The organism is Streptomyces sp. NPDC029138 (assembly GCF_055564375.1).
The window spans coordinates 77,886-96,580 of the sequence record NZ_JBVHWM010000013.1 but is presented as its reverse complement, the minus strand read 5'-3'; the positions used below and the strand labels follow the sequence as shown (position 1 = coordinate 96,580).

17 protein-coding genes and 2 pseudogenes are annotated in these 18,695 nt (G+C 72.9%); 11 read left to right on the top strand and 8 right to left on the bottom strand.

The annotated features are described in order from the left end of the window. Window positions 1-96: 96 nt before the first annotated feature. A complete protein-coding gene (locus ACZ4WH_RS14425) occupies window positions 97-1,380 on the bottom strand; it encodes an SWIM zinc finger family protein (RefSeq protein WP_468180147.1) in 1,284 nt (427 codons plus the stop codon). Further along, a complete protein-coding gene (locus ACZ4WH_RS14420; RefSeq protein ID WP_468180222.1) occupies window positions 1,377-3,581 on the bottom strand; it encodes a DEAD/DEAH box helicase in 2,205 nt (734 codons plus the stop codon). The genes ACZ4WH_RS14425 and ACZ4WH_RS14420 overlap by 4 nt, the downstream gene beginning before the upstream one ends. Before the next feature lie 968 nt (window positions 3,582-4,549). On the opposite strand from ACZ4WH_RS14420, the gene ACZ4WH_RS14415 reads away from it, so the two are divergent. Together ACZ4WH_RS14415 and ACZ4WH_RS14410 are read left to right on the top strand one after the other, a co-directional pair. Beyond that, window positions 4,550-5,299, top strand: coding sequence for a hypothetical protein (locus ACZ4WH_RS14415; protein WP_468180145.1), 750 nt, complete (start codon window positions 4,550-4,552; stop codon window positions 5,297-5,299). 159 nt (window positions 5,300-5,458) lie between these two features. Next, a complete protein-coding gene (locus ACZ4WH_RS14410; RefSeq protein ID WP_467414587.1) occupies window positions 5,459-5,641 on the top strand; it encodes a hypothetical protein in 183 nt (60 codons plus the stop codon). Window positions 5,642-5,771: 130 nt separating this feature from the next. Here the strand turns inward: ACZ4WH_RS14410 and ACZ4WH_RS14405 are convergent, their stop codons facing one another. Together ACZ4WH_RS14405 and ACZ4WH_RS14400 are read right to left on the bottom strand one after the other, a co-directional pair. Further along, window positions 5,772-6,614: a hypothetical protein gene (locus ACZ4WH_RS14405; protein ID WP_468180143.1), complete on the bottom strand. Its 843-nt coding sequence runs from the start codon at window positions 6,612-6,614 to the stop codon at window positions 5,772-5,774. Window positions 6,615-6,756: 142 nt separating this feature from the next. Continuing rightward, window positions 6,757-7,050 (bottom strand): hypothetical protein, encoded by a 294-nt coding sequence (locus tag ACZ4WH_RS14400; protein ID WP_468180141.1) that lies wholly within the window; start codon window positions 7,048-7,050, stop codon window positions 6,757-6,759. A 97-nt stretch (window positions 7,051-7,147) separates the two neighbouring features. On the opposite strand from ACZ4WH_RS14400, the gene ACZ4WH_RS14395 reads away from it, so the two are divergent. After that, window positions 7,148-8,053: an oxygenase MpaB family protein gene (locus tag ACZ4WH_RS14395; protein ID WP_468180139.1), complete on the top strand. Its 906-nt coding sequence runs from the start codon at window positions 7,148-7,150 to the stop codon at window positions 8,051-8,053. On the opposite strand, the gene ACZ4WH_RS14390 is transcribed toward ACZ4WH_RS14395, so the two are convergent. Next, window positions 8,030-8,563, bottom strand: coding sequence for a PadR family transcriptional regulator (locus ACZ4WH_RS14390; RefSeq protein ID WP_468180137.1), 534 nt, complete (start codon window positions 8,561-8,563; stop codon window positions 8,030-8,032). The two genes, ACZ4WH_RS14395 and ACZ4WH_RS14390, sit on opposite strands and share 24 nt — an antisense overlap. A 130-nt stretch (window positions 8,564-8,693) precedes the next feature. On the opposite strand from ACZ4WH_RS14390, the gene ACZ4WH_RS14385 reads away from it, so the two are divergent. After that, window positions 8,694-9,449 (top strand): alpha/beta fold hydrolase, encoded by a 756-nt coding sequence (locus tag ACZ4WH_RS14385; protein WP_468180135.1) that lies wholly within the window; start codon window positions 8,694-8,696, stop codon window positions 9,447-9,449. A gap of 13 nt (window positions 9,450-9,462) precedes the next feature. Here ACZ4WH_RS14385 and ACZ4WH_RS14380 read toward each other — a convergent pair whose 3' ends face one another. Continuing rightward, window positions 9,463-10,062: a class I SAM-dependent methyltransferase gene (locus tag ACZ4WH_RS14380; RefSeq protein WP_468180134.1), complete on the bottom strand. Its 600-nt coding sequence runs from the start codon at window positions 10,060-10,062 to the stop codon at window positions 9,463-9,465. 152 nt (window positions 10,063-10,214) lie between these two features. On the opposite strand from ACZ4WH_RS14380, the gene ACZ4WH_RS14375 reads away from it, so the two are divergent. The 5 genes from ACZ4WH_RS14375 (at window position 10,215) to ACZ4WH_RS14355 (ending at window position 15,354) form a co-directional block, all read left to right on the top strand. After that, complete coding sequence (locus ACZ4WH_RS14375; protein WP_468180132.1) at window positions 10,215-10,988, top strand: MHYT domain-containing protein; 774 nt, start codon at window positions 10,215-10,217, stop codon at window positions 10,986-10,988. A gap of 46 nt (window positions 10,989-11,034) precedes the next feature. Beyond that, window positions 11,035-13,656: a sensor histidine kinase gene (locus ACZ4WH_RS14370; RefSeq protein WP_468180130.1), complete on the top strand. Its 2,622-nt coding sequence runs from the start codon at window positions 11,035-11,037 to the stop codon at window positions 13,654-13,656. Then, entirely contained in the window at window positions 13,653-14,090 is a 438-nt protein-coding gene (locus ACZ4WH_RS14365; RefSeq protein ID WP_468180128.1) for a roadblock/LC7 domain-containing protein, read from the top strand. Before ACZ4WH_RS14370 ends, ACZ4WH_RS14365 begins: the two co-directional genes overlap by 4 nt. 18 nt (window positions 14,091-14,108) lie before the next feature. Continuing rightward, complete coding sequence (locus tag ACZ4WH_RS14360; protein ID WP_468180126.1) at window positions 14,109-14,522, top strand: DUF742 domain-containing protein; 414 nt, start codon at window positions 14,109-14,111, stop codon at window positions 14,520-14,522. Window positions 14,523-14,751: 229 nt separating this feature from the next. Beyond that, window positions 14,752-15,354 carry a GTP-binding protein gene (locus tag ACZ4WH_RS14355; RefSeq protein ID WP_468180124.1) on the top strand — a complete coding sequence of 201 codons (603 nt, stop codon included), beginning with the start codon at window positions 14,752-14,754 and terminating at the stop codon, window positions 15,352-15,354. Between the two features lie 9 nt (window positions 15,355-15,363). Here the strand turns inward: ACZ4WH_RS14355 and ACZ4WH_RS14350 are convergent, their stop codons facing one another. Next, a complete protein-coding gene (locus ACZ4WH_RS14350; RefSeq protein WP_468180122.1) occupies window positions 15,364-15,792 on the bottom strand; it encodes a PPOX class F420-dependent oxidoreductase in 429 nt (142 codons plus the stop codon). Window positions 15,793-15,883: 91 nt separating this feature from the next. On the opposite strand from ACZ4WH_RS14350, the gene ACZ4WH_RS14345 reads away from it, so the two are divergent. Together ACZ4WH_RS14345 and ACZ4WH_RS14340 are read left to right on the top strand one after the other, a co-directional pair. Continuing rightward, window positions 15,884-16,297 carry a roadblock/LC7 domain-containing protein gene (locus ACZ4WH_RS14345; protein ID WP_468180120.1) on the top strand — a complete coding sequence of 138 codons (414 nt, stop codon included), beginning with the start codon at window positions 15,884-15,886 and terminating at the stop codon, window positions 16,295-16,297. A gap of 126 nt (window positions 16,298-16,423) precedes the next feature. Next, window positions 16,424-17,260, top strand: a pseudogene (locus ACZ4WH_RS14340) (DUF6397 family protein); the annotation flags it as partial. A 555-nt stretch (window positions 17,261-17,815) separates the two neighbouring features. On the opposite strand, the pseudogene ACZ4WH_RS14335 reads toward ACZ4WH_RS14340, so the two are convergent. Continuing rightward, window positions 17,816-18,680 (bottom strand): annotated as a pseudogene (locus ACZ4WH_RS14335) (acyl-CoA thioesterase). Window positions 18,681-18,695: the final 15 nt, after the last annotated feature.

The following is an 18,695-nucleotide window of genomic DNA, read 5'->3' as shown; positions in this document are numbered from 1 at the left end:
CGCACCACCGCGCGGTGAACGGCCGGCGTCCACCGCTCATCGGATCGCGCCGATCTCGCGGTGACTGCCCGTAGCCGACATCGCGATGACTGTCTGTCAGACACCCTCCGGCGCAGGAGCGTCCGCGCTCAGCCGCGCGGAGGCCAGCGCGGTCGCGGGATCGGGGTCCGCCCCGCCCGCCGGAACCCAACGGCCGCCCTCGTCGCGATACGGCCACCAGTGGCCCTCGCGCCCGAGCCGCAGCTGAACGCCTTCCTCCTGGACGGTCCACCGGTTGCCGCTCCTGTGGAACACCGGCCGCTCGTCCGCCTCCCAAGCCGCTTCCAGGGCCGCACGCGCGCGTGCGAGCGCCACGCCCTCCACCTCCCGTTCCTCGCCGAGCACCGTCAGCGCCGCCGCACCGCCGGCCCGCCAGGCGCGGACGGCTGTCATGAGCCCGTCGCGGCCACGCCCCGACCCCGTGGCGAGCCGCTCGGCGACGGCGGACGGGGCCGGCCCACAGGCCAGGCGTACGGCGTCCTGAGCGGCCGTCAGGTCCGCGTCGGCCCGCGTATCACCGTTCAGTGCCGCGGCCAGCAGTCGGTACGCCTCCACGGCCGTACGGCCGGCCAGGTGTTCCAGCGCCGCCGGATCCACCCCCGGTGCGGCTGCCGAGCCGGCGGCGAAGGACGGTGGCGCGCCGGGTGCCGACGGCAGGCCGGGCAGCTCGGGCAGCGGCGGCACGATCTCGGCGGCCGCCCATGCCTCGGCCGCGTCCACCCCCGCGACCGAGGGCGGCGCCACGGACGGTTCCGTGGTGCTGCGGACATGCAGCTCCGCCAAGAACGCGTCCTTGTGCCGCCCGCGCATCAGCAGGAGCAGAAACGGATCCTCGTCCAGCAGCCGCGCCACCTGGTGACACAGAGCGGCGGTGTGCCCGCAGTGGTCCCAGGCACCGCAGTCGCACTCGGGATCCAGATCGCCCAGGCCCGGCAGGAGTTCGATTCCCGCCACCGCGGCGTCCTCGATCAGATGGGGCGGCAGCTCCCGGTCGAGCAGCGCGGCCATGTGGCCGGCCTGCTCCACGGCGAGATCCTGGAACCGTGCCCACTCCTCGTCGGACAACCGCGGCAGCAGGACGTCGGCCCGGTGGGCCGCACCTCCGGGGTCGCGTACGACGGCGGTCACCCGGCCCGGCCGTACGGTCACCGCGCCCACACCGCCCGCGCGCGCGAGCCGGCGCCCGGCCTTGACCGCCGCGGCTTCCAGCGCAGCGTCCTCCAGGGACCGCAGCCAGGCGCGCCCCCACCAGCTCTGGGCGAAGGCGCGCCCGCGCGCGGGCGGCAGTGCGGCGAACGTGCGTCCCGCGTCGCGGCCGTGCTCGTCGTCATAGCGGCTCATCGCGCCTCCCCGCGCAGTTCGACCAGTGCGGCCAGTTCCCCGTCCGACAGTTCCGTCAGAGCCGCCTCGCCGGAACCGAGCACGGCGTCGGCCAGCTCCCGCTTGCGGCCCAGCATCTCCGCGATGCGGTCCTCCAGGGTCCCCTCGGCGATCAGCCGGTGCACCTGCACCGGGCGGGTCTGCCCGATGCGGTACGCGCGGTCGGTGGCCTGCGCCTCCACCGCCGGATTCCACCAGCGGTCGTAGTGCACGACATGCTCGGCCTGGGTGAGGTTCAGTCCCGTTCCGGCGGCCTTGAGCGACAGCAGGAACACCGGGGCCTCGCCCGCCTGGAAGCGGCGTACCAGATCCTCACGCGCGGCGACCGGCGTTCCGCCGTGCAGGAGCAGTGAGGGCACCCCGCGGGCCGTCAGGTGCCGTTCGAGCAGCCGGGCCATGCGCACGTACTGTGTGAACACGAGCACGCCGGAGTCCGCCGCGAGGATGGTGCCGAGCAGTTCGTCCAGCAGTTCCAGCTTCCCCGAGCGTCCCGCTAGCCGCGGCTCGTCCTCCTTGAGGAACTGCGCCGGATGATTGCAGATCTGCTTCAGGCCGGTCAGCAGCCGCATGATCAGGCCTCGGCGGGTCATGTCGTCGGCGGTCGCGATGCGGTCCAGGGTCTCGCGGACCAACGCCTCGTACAGTCCCGCCTGTTCGGCCGTGAGTGCCACCGGGTGGTCCGTCTCGGTCTTCGGCGGAAGCTCGGGGGCGATGCCCGGATCGGATTTGCGCCGCCGCAGCAGGAACGGTCCGACGAGTCTGCCGAGCCGTCGTGCGGCGGCGGGGTCCCGGCCGCCCTCGACGGGCTGTGCGTATCGCGCGCGGAAGGTGCCGAGACCGCCGAGCAGACCGGGTGTCGTCCAGTCGAGGATCGCCCACAGTTCGGTGAGGTTGTTCTCCACGGGAGTGCCGGTGAGTGCCACACGCGCACGCGCGCGTGCGCCGACCGTGCGCAACGCCCGCGCGGTCGTGGAGTACGGGTTCTTCACATGCTGCGCCTCGTCGGCCACGATCATCCCCCAGGACACGCCGGAGAGCCGGACCGCGTCCAGACGCAGCGTGCCGTACGTGGTCAGGACGAACTCGCCGTCCGCCAAAGACTCCAGATCACGCCCGGACCCGTGGAACCGGCGCACCGGCACCCCGGGAGCGAACCGCTCGATCTCGCGCTGCCAGTTGCCCAGCAGCGAGGCCGGGCACACCACGAGCGTGGGACCCGCCGCCGCCGGATCCGTCCGCCGGTGCAGATGCAGCGCGATCAGCGTGATCGTCTTGCCGAGTCCCATGTCGTCGGCCAGGCAGCAGCCCAGACCGAGTGATGTCGTGCGGGCAAGCCAGTCCAGGCCGCGCAGTTGGTAGTCCCGCAGCGTCGCGGCCAGGCCCGCCGGCTGCTCGACGGTGAAGGCCGGATCCTGGGCCGTCAGCCGCTCCCGCAGTCCCTCCAGCCACCCCGTCGGCCGCACGTCGACGCGTCGGCCGTCGACCTCCGTGGAGCCCGTCAGAGCCGCCGCCAGCGCCTCGACCGGAGCGACGGAACGATCCCGCTCGGTCCGGGCGCGCTCCGCCTCCCGTGGATCGACCAGGACCCACCCGTCGCGCAGCCGCACCAGCGGACGCTTGGCCTCCGCCAGCCGGTCCAGCTCCTCCCGGGACAACTCCCGCCCGCCCAGGTCGAACCACCAGCTGAACGTGACCCTCTCGTCCGCGGACAGGAACGACGGAACGGTGCCGGCTCCGGACGATGCGGTGCCGTCGTCCGGCGGGCCGATGGCCGCGTGCGCGGTGAGGCCGCGTGCCAGGTGCTGGGGCCAGTGCACGTCGACCCCGACGGCGGCCAGCGCCCGCGCGCCCTCGCCCAGCAGTTCGGCGATCTCGTCGTCGGCGAGGTCCACGGCGTCGGGCACGGCGGCGGAGAGCAGCGGCGCCAGCGGCGGCCAGGCCCCGGCCGCGCGCCGCAGCGCCAGCAACGCGTCCGCACGCGCGCGTGCGGCGAACGCCGTCCGCCCGGTGTCCGCACCGGTCCACAGTCCGGCGGCATCCATGACGTCCGCCGGTCCGCTCTGACCATGCACCTGGAGGACCGCACGGAAGCGGACCGGAGCGCCGTCCTGGGCCACGGTGTCGTCGAGACCGGCCGCCTCCACGCGCAGCGACAGCCGCACCCCCGCGTCATGGCCGGCGGCGATGTCGTCGGCCCACGCCCGCAGCGCGGGCAGATGCTGCGGCTCGGGCGCCGCGTACGCGGGGCCGCCGGTCACCAGGGGGGCGGCGGGGGAGCGTGGCAGTACGTCGGCGACCGCGTCGAGGAAGGCGCGCAGCAGCCGCTCCGGGTCGGGCAACAGCGGTGGTCCGTCCGTCGTGAGCGGCACGGCATGCGCCTCCGGAGGCATGGCGGCGGCGAGTTCGCGGACCAGTTCCGCATCGTGCGCGGACAGCGGTCCCACGCGCCAGGCGTCGTGATCGCCGGCGGACAGGCCCGGCAGGAGCAGACCGCGTGCGAGGAAGCCCAGGGCGAGTTCGTAGGCGGTCCGCCAGAAGGCCGCGGACCGGGGTCCCAGCGGCAGCGCACGCGCGCGTGCCAGCACCGGAAGGGCGTTGCGCACGGGGAGCAGCAGGACGGGCAGCGGGACACGTTCGACGCCGCCGTCGGCTGAGGGCAGCACGAGGTCCAGATCCGTCAAGGAGCCCTCCGCGTGTGCGGGCGGAACCTCACCGTCCGGTCGCCAGAAGCCGATGCGGCCGGCGCGCGGGGGATCGGACGGCAGGAACACGACGCGGCATTGGGTCAGTTCGGACAGGTCGGAGGTTGGTGCCGTGGGGATGGTCTGCACAGCTCTGCCGAACTCCTCAAATTTGACTACTCTGTCGGAGTCGCCGAGGGTACAGGACGCCGAGGGCGTACCCGTCATGCCGATGCCATGACATGGATCACTTCACGATCTGTTCGAAGGGTCTCGCGTTCGGCACCTGTACGGGCGGCAAGCGCGCGCGAGACGGGGACAATGTCCGCTACCGCTGTCGAGTGCTGTGGTCGAGCGAGGGGGAGAGCGTGGGGGAGAGCCTGACGGACGCGGGGCCTCCGGAGATCCCGGAGCGAGGAGGGAAGCCGAGGCCCGGCGGAAGAGATCGCATGCCGCCGGCCCTGCGTGAGGAGCACGCGGCCCTGTTGCGCCGCGCCGAACGGGCGCGCGGGGAACCCGCCAGGGCCGTCCCGCAGATCCATCGGCCCGGCGGCTTCGAGGTCGACGCCTCGGTTCCGAGCCGGCAGCAGTGCTGGGACCTGCTGGAGCCGAGCGTACGGAAGAAGCTGGCGCACAAGGCCGGTGGCGTCTGGGAGTGGTGGGCGCGGCTGGACCACGAGGGCCGCCCCACGGCGTTCGTGTTCGGCCCGCGCGGCCTGTGTCAGGTCGGCTGCGTGGTCCGCGACGGCCGACCGGTCTTCCAGGGCGAGCGGCTGAGAGTGGAGCCGGGATCGGTGCGGCGGCAGTCGTTCGCCGTGACCGGTCCGGGGAAGAAGCCCCCGACGGCCGCCGGCGCCTCGGGCCGGGTTCCGGCCGCCCGTGCGCCGCAGCCCTCGTCGGCAGCCGTTCGCCCGCTGAACCTGAGCCCCGCAGCCGTCGGCGTTCTCGGGAACTTTCCCGCCGAGGTGCAGGAGTTCGTCCAGCGCCCCTTCCTCTCGGACGATCACGGGCTCGTCGCCGACTGGTACTACGAGGAGACCCTCGAACTCACGCACCAGAAGGTCTTCGCCGTCCTCTGCCTGTCGGCGGAGCGGCATGTGACGGTCGCGGCCGGCACCCGCACCCTGCCGCGGGGAAGGCCGCCGCATCAGGCGCGCTGGGACGTCGAGTGCTATGAGGCGCCGATTCGGCGGGCGTGACGCGGGGAGGTACCGCCGGGTCCGCGCCGGGGGAACCGGTCAGGGAGCCATTAGGGGACGCGGCTCAGGGATGTCTCAGGGTCGGGGTGTGGAACCGCGGAGAGCGGGGGGCCGTTCTCAGATCAGAGAGCGGCAGTGGCCGCGAAGGAGGCGACGCTCATGTCCATGAACGCGAAGATCGCCGCAGGGGGCGTGGCGGTCGGGCTGATCCTGCTGATATGGCTGCCCTGGTGGGTGGCGTTCCTGATCGTCGTGGGAGTTCCGGCGGCCGCGTACCTCGCCCTGGACCCCTCACAGCGGCGCAGGCTGCGCAGGGTCGCCCGCAAGGAGATCGGCCGCTGAGGCACCGGCGCACGGCGAGGCGTCACTCGCCGAGCCGCCTGGACGGGCCGGCCGAGCCGTCGGGAGCCGCGTCGCCCCGCGCGACGCGGCTGCCGGGGGAGCGCGGGAGGTGTCGTCCGGCCGCCCCGGCTCACAGGGGCCGTACGGCCATCTTGTCGAGCGCCTCCAGCAGACCGGGCAGCTCGGGGCCCCGGCCCACCGGCAGTACCTCGCCGGGCTCCTCGTCGAGCAGGACGAACGCGATGTCGTCGGTGCGGGCCACGATCGACCAGCCCGGGCCGTCGGCGCGCAGCGTACGGGCCTCGCCCGGGGCGAACGACGAGCGCACCCGGCCGAGCGGCGGCGGGGACTCGACGTAGGCGCGCGCTTCCGCGAGCACCCGGCGGACACCGGCGTGGCCGCCGGCCGGGGCACCCGCCTCGCCCTCAGGTGCGGACTCCGCAGCCTGCGCCTGCTCGCCGGGCACGGGGAAGTCGGCGTCGTTGATCTGCTCCCGCCAGGCGGCCCACTGCAACGCTATCTCGTCGGCACCCAGCCGCCGCTGGGCGGGCCCCCACGAACCGGTGTCCGGCGGGCTCAGCGCCGGCCGCCCCGCCTCCTCGGCGGACGGGTCGTGGGGAGCGGGCACGCCGGGCGCCGCGACGGCGACGGCCAGGGGCCATCCCGGCAGGGCGGTCACGACCGCGCGCTCGTCCGGCGACAGCTCGTACTCCATACCGCAGTCCCAGGAGGCGATCGCCACCGCGACCAGCGAGACGTCGTCGATGACGACCGTCCAGCGAGCGCCGTCCCCGTCCTGGCCCAGCACCAGGCCGTACCCGTCGGCGCGCGGCGCCAAGTCCAGCGCCGCACACGCCTCCGGGTAGTCGTCGCCCAGCACGCTCGGAAACTGTGCCGGCGTCAGCAACACCGCCGTCAGCACGTACAGCGCATCGTCCGCGGCGGCGACGGGCTCATCGTCCGTCCCAGCCATCCCTGCCTCCCCAGTGGTTCGTCCATCGGCGCGCACCCTAGTGCGAGCGGAAGCCGCTTGTCACGGTTCCGCGCACCACGCGGAGCTGCGGTTTCCGCCTGGACAGGGGCGAAACGGCCACATGTGGAGAAGGCGGTTCCGTTCAGGCCGCGGGCAGCCCGAGGAGGTCGCGGGCCACCGCGGCGGGCGACTCGTCGCGCTCCCGGGCCAGCGCGACGACCGCCCGGCAGGCCAGCTCGCTCACCCCGAAGGACAAGGCCTCCGGCGACACCCAGGCCGCCGCTTCCTCGATCCGGTCCTGGTCGTCCTCCGCGCGGGCCGCCACATAGACGGCCGCCGCTTCGAACAAGTTGTGTGCGCGCCTCTCCCGGGCACCCTCCGGCCGCGCCTGCGCGGTGCCGAGCCGGCCGGCGTACCTGCGGATCCTGTCGAACACGCGGACCACCCTTCCCTGAACGGGGTCAGTACTGATCGCCCATCTGCTGCTCCACAACGTAGAGTTGGAGATTCGGCGGCAGAAGGGGGACGACGCGATGAAGCGGTTCGAGCGGCTCGCGGAGATCCGTCGGCTGGACCCGGTGGCGGACGCACTGGAGATCTACCGGATCAGCGTCGCGTACGAGTTCCCCTGGGACTACACCCGCGCCCTCGAACTCGCTCTGTACCGCACCTACGCGGTGCCCAGCATCGGGCGGCTGCTCGCGCGGACGGCGGAGCTGACCGAGCGCACGCAGAAGCGGTACGACGACACCGTGCTGCTCCTCGACACCATCGTGGAACACGGCTTCGCGGCGGAGGAGGGGCGCACCGCGATCCGCCGCATCAACCAGATGCACCGCAGCTACGACATCAGCGACGACGACATGCGGTACGTGCTGAGCACGTTCGTGGTGATGCCCCGGCGCTGGATCGACGCCTACGGCTGGCGGCGGCTGTCGCGGCACGAGATCGTCGCCACCACCGAGTACTACCGCACCCTCGGCCGGCACATGGGCATCCCGGACATCCCCCGGACCTACGAGGAATTCGAAACCCTTCTCGACTCCTACGAAGAGGCCCACTTCGCCTGGGACGAGGAGGCTCGCCGGGTCTCCGACGCCACCCTGGGCCTGATGGCGTCCTGGTACCCGCGTCCCCTGGCCCCACTGCTGCGCACGGCCACGCTCGCCCTGCTCGACGAGCCGCTGCTGCGCGCGTTCCGCTACCCGCGACCCGGCGCGGCCACCTCCACGCTGGTGCGCCGCGCCGTACGGACGCGCGGTCGGCTGGTCCGGCTGCTGCCGCCGCGCCGCAGCCCGCACTTCGCGCGCCAGAACTGGGAAGTCAAGGGCTACCCGAACGGCTATCGCGTGGCCGACCTGGGCACGCGCCCGGTCCCCGGCCTGCGTGGTTGCCCGGTGCGGCACCACGACAGCTCAGCGGCCGGCCGCGCCGAGTGACGCCAGTGTGTCACGCAGCCAGGCCAGCTCGGCCCGGCTCGTGGCGCGCGCGATGGTGAGAACGCCGCGCCGGAACGGGTCGTCCAGTTCCTCGGCGCGCAGCGGCCGGTCGCCGTCGTAGAAGAAGCTCGCCGGCTCCTCCAGGAAGGCCAGCCGGCGCCGCAGCACGGCCGCCTGTGCGGCGGGGTCCTCCAGGTGCCGCAGGAACGCGAGCAGCGTGAACCAGTGGTTCTCGTCGGTGATCTCGCGCTGGGCCGGCTCGGCGAGTCGGCGCTTCAGCTCGCGCCCGCCTTCCTCGGTCAGCCTCAGCACATGGCGCGGCGCGGCCACGGCGCCGGGCTCGGTGGCCCGCACCAGCAGACCGGCCTTCTCCAGGCGCTTGATCGCCGGGTACAGCGTGCTCTCGGCGACGGGGCGCACATGGCCGGTGAGCGCCGCGATGTGGCGGCGCAGGACGTAACCGTGCAGCGGGGCGCCGTACAGGAATCCGAGGATGGCGAGTTCGAGCATGGCCGCATTCTTTCGCAGGGATACATCGTCATTCTTCCGCAGGGATACATCGTCGAGCCAATACCGCCTTGGCGGAATACCTCGTAGCCGAGGTATTGTCCTGGCGTCGCGGAACGCAGGGAGGGGAACGGTGCAGCAGGCCACGTTCGACCGCAGGGGAAGCCGGATCCGGTGGACCGAGGTGCCCGGGGCGGAGCCCGCCCGGGTGTATCTGCACGGACTCGGAGCGATGTCCGCGGTGTACCACGCGCACCTCGCGGCCCGGCCCGAACTCGCGCGCCGCCGCAGCCTGTTCGTGGACCTGCCCGGACACGGCACGAGCGACCGTCCCCAGGACTTCGGATACACGCTGGAGGACCACGCCGACGCGGTGGCCGTCGCCCTGGACGCGGCCGGGACCGCCGGCGCCGAACTGATCGGCCACAGCATGGGCGGTGCCGTGGCCATCGTCCTCGCCCACCGGAGGCCCGACCTCGTCTCCCGGCTGGTTCTGACGGAGGCCAACCTGGACGCCTTCCCGCCGCCGACCGCGGGCAGCAGCGGAATCGCCGCCTACGGGGAGGACGAGTTCGCCGAGCGGGGGCACGCGCGCGTGCTTGAGGCGGTCGGCCCGCTGTGGGCGGCGACCATGCGGCTGGCCGACCCGCGCGCGCTGCACCGCAGTGCCGTCGGCCTGTGCGAGGGTTCGGACCCGGTGATGCGGACGCTCCTGGAGGGGCTGCCCGTCGACCGCGTCTTCCTCCAGGGCGAGCACAGCGGCGAACTCGCGGGCCGGGAGGGCCTGGAAGCCGCCGGGGTGCGCGTGGTGACGGTGCCTGGCGCCGGGCACAACGTCATGTTCGACAATCCCAAGGCCTTCGTGGCAGCCGTCGCCGGGACAGGCTGACCCGCCCCGGCCGTCAGCCCTCGCGCACGGCGAGCGCGAGGAAGCGGGCGTCCTCGTCGGTGTACGACGTCATCCGCCAGCCCGACCGCGCGAGGAGCGGCCGGAGGTTGGTCTCGGCCCGCAGGTCGTCGGGGGTGACCTGGCGGCCCTGGCGTGCCGCCAGCGCCGCGCGGCCGATGGGATGGAAGAGCGCGAGCGCGCCGCCCGGCCGTACCCCACGGGCCAGTTCCCGCAGGTTGTCCACCGGACGCGGCAGGTGGGCGATCAGGCCGGCCGCGAACACGGCGTCCAGGGAACCCGAGCGCAGCGGCAGCGCGGCGACGTCGGCGAGCAGCAGCCGCCCGTCGCGGTGCCTGCCCGCCCGTACGGCGGCTTGGAGCATCGCCGGGGTCAGATCCGCGCCCAGCACCACCCCGGACGGGCCCACGGCGGCCCGCAGGGACGGCAGGGCCCGCCCCGTGCCGCAGCCCGCGTCCAGCACGCGGTCCCCTTCCCGCAGCCCGAGGTCGGCAACGGCGGCTGCGTAGGCCGGGCCGTCGTCCGGGAACCGGCTGTCCCAGTCGGCGGCGCGGGCGGTGAAGAAATCCTGGACATGTGTGTGGTCGTCGTTCATGTTCCGCATGATTCCTCACCGTCACGAGGGAAGCCTCTGTGCGCATGTTCGAACGGGACGCGATCGTTCCGGCACAACTGTGCGTCATATTCCGGCACCTTTCGAAATGCGCCCCCTTTGTGCGCCCCTGCCCCCGCTAGCGTCCCGGGGCCATGGGACACCTGGACCACGCCGCCTTCGGCTGGCTGACCCCCGCGCTGTCATACGTGATGGCCTGCATAGGCGCCGCACTCGGACTGCGCTGCACCATGCGCGCGCTCGCCGCCACCGGCCGCGCGCGCCGCAACTGGCTCGTCACCGCCGCCTCTTCGATCGGGACGGGCATCTGGACCATGCACTTCGTGGCCATGCTCGGCTTCCGCGTCAGCGGCAGCGACATCCGCTACGACGTGCCGCTGACCATCCTCAGCCTTCTCGTCGCCATGGTCGTCGTCTGCGCCGGCGTCTTCGCCGTCGGCTACAGCCGCGACCGCAACCGCGCGCTCCTCGTCGGCGGGCTCACCACCGGGCTGGGCGTCGCCAGCATGCACTACCTGGGCATGGCGGCGGTCCGGCTGCACGGCGACGTCAGGTACGACCCCGTCCTCGTCGGACTGTCGGTGCTCATCGCCGTGGTCGCGGCGACCGCGGCCCTGTGGGCCGGACTCAACATCAAGTCACCCCTCGCGGTCACCGTCGCCTCCCTCGTCATGGGAGCGGCCGTCAGCAGCATGCACTACACCGGGATGTTCGCCGTGAGCGTGCGCGTGGACCCCTCCGGCGACGCCCTGCCCGGGGCCACGGCGATGCAGTTCATCTTCCCCCTCGCCGTCGGCCTCGGGTCCTACCTGTTCATCACCTCGGCCTTCGTCGCCCTCTCGCCCACGGCCGACGAGCGCGAGGCGTCCGCCTCCGCCCAGCGGCCCGTCGAAAGCGTCGCCCGCTAGCGGGAGCCCGGCCGAGCGCACCGACCACGTCCCGAACGAGGAGGCCATGCGCCCACCCCGTACACCCGAGAACGCCGCCGCGCCGGCGCACCGTCCGCGCGGACGCCGCGCACACGCCGGGCCGCCCGCCGACGAGGGCCACCGCACCCTCGGCCCCCTGTCCGACACGGCACGCGCGCGTGGGAGCCGACGGCATCTGCGCCCCCGGACCGTGCGCGCCAAGGTGGTCAGCCTCCTGATGGTGCCCGTCGTCTCCCTGCTCGCCCTCTGGGCGTACGCCACGGTCAGCACCGCTCAGGACGTCGCCCGGCTGCGCCAGTCCCAGCGGGTCGACGCCGAACTGCGCACCCCGGTGGCCGCGGCCGTCACCGCGCTACAAGCCGAGCGCACCGCCGCCGTCCGCTACGCCACGGACGCGCGCGCCGGCAACGGCGACGATTTCGAAGACCTCGCGGCCCGCACCGACCGAGCCGTGGACAAGCTGCGGCTCGGCCGGGACAGCACGGTCGCCGACAGCCAGGAACTGCCCGCCGGCGTCTCCAGGCGCCTCGATGCCTTCGTCAACGGCGCCGAGCACCTCCGCACACTGAGAACAGCCGTACGGGACCACAAGAAAGGCTGGGAGGACGCCTACACGCAGTACACGAAGACCATCGGCGCGGCCTTCGCGGTCGACGGTGCCCTCACCGGCATCCAGCAGGCCGACGTCGCCTCCGACGCGCGCGTGCTGCTCGAATTCTCCCGCGCGGCCGAAGCACTGGCCCAGGAGGACACCCTGCTGGGCAGCGCACGGACCGCCGGAACCCTGAAGGGAGAGCGCCTACGGCTCTTCGGCGCCGCCGTCGCCACGCGCCGGGCCCTGACCGAGACCGCCGTCGCCGACCTGCCCGCCGCCCAGCGCGCCGCCTGGCGGAATGTGACCGCCAGCGGTTCCTACACCACCTTGGGCGCCGCCGAGAACAAACTGCTCGCCGCCGGACCGGGCGCCAAGCCCGCCGACACGGCACCGCAAGCCGCCTGGAGCGCCGCCCACGCGCGCGTGCAGGACGGCATGCGGACCATCGCGGCAGCCGCGGGCCGTGCCGTCGCCGGCCGCGCCGACCCGGTCGCCCGCGGCCTGCTCAGCCCCGCCGGCGCCGCCGTACTCCTCGGGCTCGCCGCCGTCGGCGCCTCCCTCGTCATCTCCGTGCGCATCGGACGGGCTCTCGTGGTCGAACTCGTGAGCCTGCGCAACGACGCGCTGGAGATCGCCCGCCGCAAACTCCCGGAAGCGATGCGGAAGCTGCGCGCGGGCGAGGAGATCGACGTCCAGGCCGAGGCGCCCGCCGGACCACCGGCCGAGGACGAGACCGGCCAGGTCGCGGAAGCCCTGACCACCGTGCACCGCGCCGCGCTGCGCGCCGCCGTGGAGCGCGCCGAACTCGCCAGCGGCATCTCCGGAGTCTTCGTCAACCTGGCCCGTCGCAGCCAGGTCCTGGTCCACCGCCAGCTCAGCCTCCTGGACAGCATGGAGCGGCGCTCCGACGACCCCGACGAACTCAGTGACCTCTTCCGCCTCGACCACCTCACCACCCGGATGCGGCGCCACGCCGAGAGCCTCATCATCCTGTCCGGCGCCGCGCCCGGCCGGGCCTGGCGGATGCCGGTGTCCCTGACCAACGTCGTACGCGCCGCCGTCTCAGAGATCGAGGACTACGCGCGCGTGGAGGTGCGTCAGTTCCCCGAGGCCCACGTCATCGGCGCGGCGGTCGCCGACCTCACCCATCTGCTCGCCGAACTCGTCGAGAACGCGGCCCAGTTCTCACCGCCCCACACGCGCGTGCGGGTCACCGGCGAACCCGTCGGCAACGGCTACGCCCTGGAGATCGAGGACCGGGGACTCGGCATGGGCGCCGAGACCTTGACCGAGGCCAACCGGCGCATCGAACAGTCCGAGGCACTGGACCTCTTCGACAGCGACCGTCTCGGACTCTTCGTGGTCAGCAGGCTCGCCTCCCGGCACGACGTCAAGGTGCACCTGCGGACCTCCCCGTACGGAGGCACCACCGCCGTGGTCCTGCTGCCGAAGGCCCTGCTGCACGGCGGTGCGACGGAACGTTCCACCCGCCAGGACGGTCAGACCCACGCCGACCACGAACGCGCCTACGCGCGCGTGCCCGGCGCGACCTCGTCCCAGGAGGCCGCCGTCACCGCGTGGCCGGACCGGCCCGCCCTGGCAGCCACCGCACCCGGCCCGCACGGCACCACGCAGACACCGGGACCCCAGAGCACAGGGACGGCGGCCGACCCCCACCGCAGCCGGCCGGCACCGGTCCCAGACACCACCGGCGCGGCGGCCCGCTCCCACGGCACCGTCCACGAACCCCCGCCTCCCGGCGTCACCGCCTTGAGGCTGCACCGCTCGCCGGACGACTCCGAGCCCTCCGACGACCTCCCGCGCCGTGTGCGCCAGGCGAGCCTCGCGCCGCAACTGCGCCACCAGCGCCCCGAAGAGCCGGCCCCGCAGTCCGCCCACAGCGGCGACGACCGGCGCACCCCCGAACTCGTACGGGACCGCATGGCGGCATACCGGGACGGCTGGGCGCGCGGCGGTGGCAGGCCGCCCGGCCGCGGCGCCGCCCCGGAACCGGAAACGGGCAGTCACAGCAGCGAAGGAGACCCGGCATGATCCAGGACCCGACCTCGAGGACCGGCCAGCGGTCCGGTGAACTGGACTGGCTGCTCGACGACCTGGTGATGCGCGTGCGCGAGGTGCGGCACGCCGTCGTGCTGTCCAACGACGGCCTGGCGGTCGGCGCCTCGACCGGCCTCGCGCGGGAGGACGCCGAGCACCTCGCCGCCGTGGCCTCCGGTTTCAACAGCCTCGCCAAGGGCGCGGGACGGCACTTCGGGGCGGGGGGAGTGCGCCAGACCATGGTCGAGATGGACGACGCGTTCCTCTTCGTGGCCGCGGCCGGCGACGGTTCCTGCCTCGCCCTGCTCACCGCGGTCACGGCCGACATCGGGCTGGTCGCCTATGAGATGGCCCGCCTGGTCAAACGGGTCGGCGAGCATCTCTACACACCGCCGCGCGTCGCGGCGCAGCCGCCCGCCGCCGGATGAGCCGGGAAGGCGGCACCGATGACCGAGAACCCGACCGGCGAGCCCCGGGAACCGGGCAGCCAGTGGTACGACGGCGAGGCCGGGCCCCTGGTCCGCCCGTACGCCATGACGGGTGGCCGCACCCAGCCCGGGCCGACAGGAGTGCGGTTCGACCTGATCGCGCTCGTCACCCTCGACCCCGCCGCACCGGCGCTCGACGACGACTCCGCGCTCGGCCCCGAGCACCGGACGCTGATCGACCTGTGCCGCCCGGAGACGCAGTCCGTCGCCGAACTCGCCGCGGACGCCGACCTTCCGGTCGGCGTGGTGAGGGTGCTGCTCGGGGACCTGCTGGAACTCGGCTGTGTGACCATCAGCCGTCCCGTGCCCCCGGCGCACCTGCCCGACGAACGGATTCTGCGCGAGGTGATCGAGGGATTGCGAGCGCTGTAGATGAACGTTCGGACACCGCCGTACGCCTCGCCGTGTCAGCATCTGTACGCTTGGCCGTGTCTCGGTCCGTCCGATCCGGGCGCATTACGCCACCGATCGGCCCCAGCCGCTCATATCAGGTGTACTTCGGTCTCCTTACCCCACCACGCACCCCCGTTGTCATGATGCTGCCTTCACCACCGGAGCACGCGGACGCCGGCCGCAGCCGGCCCTCCCGAGAGAAGTGATCATGGTCTCCGAGCACTCCGACGCCGCAGGCGACACCTCCGCCCTGGCGCTGAAGATACTGGTCGCCGGTGGTTTCGGCGTCGGCAAGACGACCCTGGTGGGGGCCGTCAGCGAGATCCGGCCGCTGCGCACCGAGGAACTGCTCAGCGAAGCCGGTCAACTGGTGGACGACACCGACGGCGTGGACCACAAGGTCACCACCACCGTGGCCATGGACTTCGGCCGCATCACGATCCGTTCCGGCCTCTCGCTGTACCTCTTCGGCACACCGGGACAGGACCGCTTCTGGTTCCTGTGGGACGAACTGGCCCAGGGGGCCCTCGGCGCCGTGGTCCTCGCGGACACCCGACGCCTGGAGGACTGCTTCCCGGCCGTCGACTACTTCGAGCACCGGCGCATCCCGTTCGTGGTGGCCGTCAACTGCTTCACTGGAGCCCGCTCCTACGGCGCCCACGACGTCACCCGGGCGCTCGACCTCGACCACGGCACACCCGTGGTGCTGTGCGACGCGCGCGACCGTGACTCCGGCAAGGAAGTGCTGATCAGGCTCGTCGAGTACGCCGGGCGGATGCACACCGCCCGGCTCCTGGACTCGGTCGGCTGAGCCCGCCGCTCAGGCCGCGACGTCCCGCATGGCCAGCACGTTGTCGATGCTCACGCGGACGAGCAGTTCCCCCGGCACGCCGTTGCGGGCGCCGTACTCCTCGGCGCGGTCCTCGCCCATGTACCGGGCGGCGATCCGGGTCGCCCACAGACGTACCTCGGCCAGATCCTCCGACAGTTGGGCCCGGCCGTTCAGCACCACGAAGTGGAACGGCGGACGGTCGTCGTCCACGCACAGGGCCACCCTGCCGTCACGGGCCAGATTGCGTCCCTTCGCCGTGTTCTTGCCGGTGTTGAACACCAGCTCGTCCCCGTCCAGCAGAAACCAGATCGGGGCCACATGCGGGCTTCCGTCGGCGCGGACGGTGGACAGCTTGCCGGTGCGAGTGCCGTCCAGGACGAACGCCCGCCATTCCTCATCGGTCATCTTCTCTGCCATGAGTCCATCCTCCTTGCCCGCACGCCGGTGGTGGGGAAGGCTGGCGGGGAGTTCCTCCAGCCAGGGGGAGACATCACACGGGGAGAAGGACATGGCGCAGAACCAGGGTCTCGGCTGGCTCCTGGACGATCTGACCGAGCGGGTGGACCACGTACGCCACGCGCTGGTCCTGTCGAACGACGGGTTGGTCACCGCGGCGAGCACGGGATTACGCCGCGAGGACGCCGAACATCTTGCCGCCGTGGCATCCGGGCTGCACAGCCTGGCCAAGGGCTCGGGACGCCACTTCGGTGCGGGCAGGGTGCGCCAGACGATGATCGAGTACGACGACGCCGTGCTGTTCGTGACCGCGGCCGGCACCGGCAGCTGTCTGTGCGTACTCAGCGGGGCCCAGGTCGACATCGGCCAGATCGCCTACGAGATGACCCTGCTCGTCAACCGGGTCGGTGAACACCTCGGCGTCGATCCCAGGAAACCCGAGAGGTCACCCAGCGCAGACCTTTGACCTGCGGCTTTTCCTGCCCTCGTGGAGTTATCCACAGGCTCGCCACGGCATGCGCCGAACCGGTTACGGTGAGTGCACGGCCAACGCACCAGGCGTGAGCCACCAACTCCACGGGGGAGTACGTCCATGTCGGCAAGCACTTTCGACCCAACCCGCCCCAGCACCCGCACGCCGAGCCGTGCCGCTCGCGAACTGGGGCTCAAGCGAGTCGAGTTCGACCTCGCCGTGCAACTCGGCCGCATCCGGACCGTGCCTGACGAGGGCGGGGGAGGAGGCCGTCGTGTGGAGCACGCGGAGATCGAGCGTCTCCGAGCACACGACGGCTTCCCGGAGTCCCTTCGCGAGCGGGTGCAGGTGGTGGGTACGGCGGAGGGCGCCGCCCTCATGGAGATCCCGGCCGGCCGGTTCACCCGGCTCGCCCGCCTGGGCCTGCTCGTGCCCGTGAAGTTCTACTTGAACCGCTATCGCGCCGTGGTCTGGCTCTATCTGGCGGAAGAACTGCGCCAGTTCGCGACGACACCGGAGAACGCACACCTGCTCAAGGGGCGCACCCCCGAAACCCTGAGGGGCCAGCTGGCGGCGGGAGTGGATCTGCGGGCACGCAACTGGCGCGCACGCCATGTCGGATTCCTGCTGCGGCAGGCCGAGGAACCGTGGGCCCGCGCCGGGGCCGTGGCCGCGTTCCTCGCGCCCGTCGAGGTCGCCGACGTCGTCAGGGACCCGTACGAGCGTGCCCATCTGAACCGGTTCCGGCCCGTACCACCGGGGCGCGGTGTTCCCGGGTCTCCTTCCGCGCACCTTGCCGAGCGGATCATGACGGCGCAGGACGCGGACGAGATCGGCTGGCTGCGCAGCGAGTTGGCGCGCTCGGTCGAGGAGGCCCGCGACGGCTCGCCCGCCCCGCGCCCGGCCGCCCGCCGGGTCCCGCCGACGATCCGAACGGCCGCACGCCCCATCCCACCGATGGCACGGACGGTCACCCGGCCTGCGGAAGAGGTGACGAGGTCCCTGGAGTCGGCGACGAGGACCCTGGAGTTGGCGACGCGGTCGATGGAGAGGGCGGCACCGCCTCCCAAGTCGGCAGCGCGGTCCTCCCCGGAGTCGGTGCGTGGGGCGACACCGTTCCCGGAATCGGCGACACCGTCTCCCGAGCCGTTGACCCGGCCTCCGGAGTCGGCGGGGCGCACCCCGGAGTTGGGGCCCCGCGTCCTGGAGATGCGGACGCGGCTTCCGAAGCCGGTGGCGACCCAGCTCATGGAGGCGGCGACAGTGCCCACGGAGTCGGCCTTGCGGCGGGCCGAGTCGGGGGTGCGGCCCAGGAAGTTGTACGTCGTTCCCCGAGAGTCGGCCGTGCGGCCGGCCGTGCCCCCCGCCCCCCGCGACCACGAGCCGGCGCGGCCCGCTCCGTCACCCTCGTCCCGCGGTCTTCGGGCCTGGCTGCGGCGGAGAAGCACACGGCCGGCACGGCCCGCGCGGGTCTGAACACCCGGTCCGGGCCGTGGCCGTGGGGAGCGGGAGCTACAGGGCCCTGAACAGGCCCTCTTGGACGACCGAGACGAGCAGCCGTCCCCGCAGGTCATAGATGCGCCCGCGGGCCAGGCCGCGCCCGCCGGTGGCGATCGGCGACTCCTGGTCGTACAGGAACCACTCGTCCGCGCGGAACGGCCGGTGGAACCACATGGCGTGGTCCAGTGAGGCCATGTCGAAGTTCCGCGGGCCCCACAGGGGCTCCACCGGCAGGCGTACCGCGTCCAGGAGGGTCATGTCGCTGGCGTAGGTCAGCGCGCAGGTGTGGATCAGCGGGTCGTCACCGAGCGGGCCGACCGCGCGCATCCACACGGCGCTGCGCGGCTCGGCGCCGTTGATCTCCTCGGCGTTCCAGCGCAGCCGGTCGACGTACCGGATGTCGAACGGCTGGCGGCGCGCCATCCGCTCCAACTGCTCCGGCAAGGCCCCCAGATGCTTGCGGACCTCCTCGGAGACCGTCGGCAGGGACTCGGGGTCCGGCACCTCGCGGGTCGGCGGCAGCTGGTGCTCGAACGGTCCTTCCTCAGGCTTGAAAGGAGGCGGTCAGATTGAAGATCGTGCGGCCCTGCTGCACGGCCGTGACCCGGCGCGTGGTGAAGGAGCGCCCGTCGCGGACCCGCTCCACCTGGTACACGATCGGCACGCCCGGGCGGCCCGGGCGCAGGAAGTACGCGTGCAGCGAGTGCACCGGGCGCTCGCCGTCCGTGGTGCGGCCGGCCGCGACCAGCGCCTGGCCCGCCACCTGGCCGCCGAAGACCCGCTGGAGGGACTCCTGCGGGCTGCGGCCACGGAAGATGTTGACCTCGATCTGCTCCAGGTCGAGGAGGTCGACCAGTCTCTCGGCCGGATTCGTCATCGGTGGGATACTCCT

Excerpts from the sequence above, each read along its gene's own strand:
- ACZ4WH_RS14425 (WP_468180147.1), bottom strand. The coding sequence starts at position 1,380 with ATGAGCCGCTATGACGACGAGCACGGCCGCGACGCGGGACGCACGTTC.
- ACZ4WH_RS14415 (WP_468180145.1), top strand. The coding sequence starts at position 4,550 with ATGCCGCCGGCCCTGCGTGAGGAGCACGCGGCCCTGTTGCGCCGCGCC.
- ACZ4WH_RS14410 (WP_467414587.1), top strand. The coding sequence starts at position 5,459 with ATGTCCATGAACGCGAAGATCGCCGCAGGGGGCGTGGCGGTCGGGCTG.
- ACZ4WH_RS14405 (WP_468180143.1), bottom strand. The coding sequence starts at position 6,614 with ATGGCTGGGACGGACGATGAGCCCGTCGCCGCCGCGGACGATGCGCTG.
- ACZ4WH_RS14395 (WP_468180139.1), top strand. The coding sequence starts at position 7,148 with ATGAAGCGGTTCGAGCGGCTCGCGGAGATCCGTCGGCTGGACCCGGTG.
- ACZ4WH_RS14390 (WP_468180137.1), bottom strand. The coding sequence starts at position 8,563 with ATGCTCGAACTCGCCATCCTCGGATTCCTGTACGGCGCCCCGCTGCAC.
- ACZ4WH_RS14380 (WP_468180134.1), bottom strand. The coding sequence starts at position 10,062 with ATGAACGACGACCACACACATGTCCAGGATTTCTTCACCGCCCGCGCC.
- ACZ4WH_RS14375 (WP_468180132.1), top strand. The coding sequence starts at position 10,215 with ATGGGACACCTGGACCACGCCGCCTTCGGCTGGCTGACCCCCGCGCTG.
- ACZ4WH_RS14370 (WP_468180130.1), top strand. The coding sequence starts at position 11,035 with ATGCGCCCACCCCGTACACCCGAGAACGCCGCCGCGCCGGCGCACCGT.
- ACZ4WH_RS14365 (WP_468180128.1), top strand. The coding sequence starts at position 13,653 with ATGATCCAGGACCCGACCTCGAGGACCGGCCAGCGGTCCGGTGAACTG.
- ACZ4WH_RS14360 (WP_468180126.1), top strand. The coding sequence starts at position 14,109 with ATGACCGAGAACCCGACCGGCGAGCCCCGGGAACCGGGCAGCCAGTGG.
- ACZ4WH_RS14355 (WP_468180124.1), top strand. The coding sequence starts at position 14,752 with ATGGTCTCCGAGCACTCCGACGCCGCAGGCGACACCTCCGCCCTGGCG.
- ACZ4WH_RS14350 (WP_468180122.1), bottom strand. The coding sequence starts at position 15,792 with ATGGCAGAGAAGATGACCGATGAGGAATGGCGGGCGTTCGTCCTGGAC.
- ACZ4WH_RS14345 (WP_468180120.1), top strand. The coding sequence starts at position 15,884 with ATGGCGCAGAACCAGGGTCTCGGCTGGCTCCTGGACGATCTGACCGAG.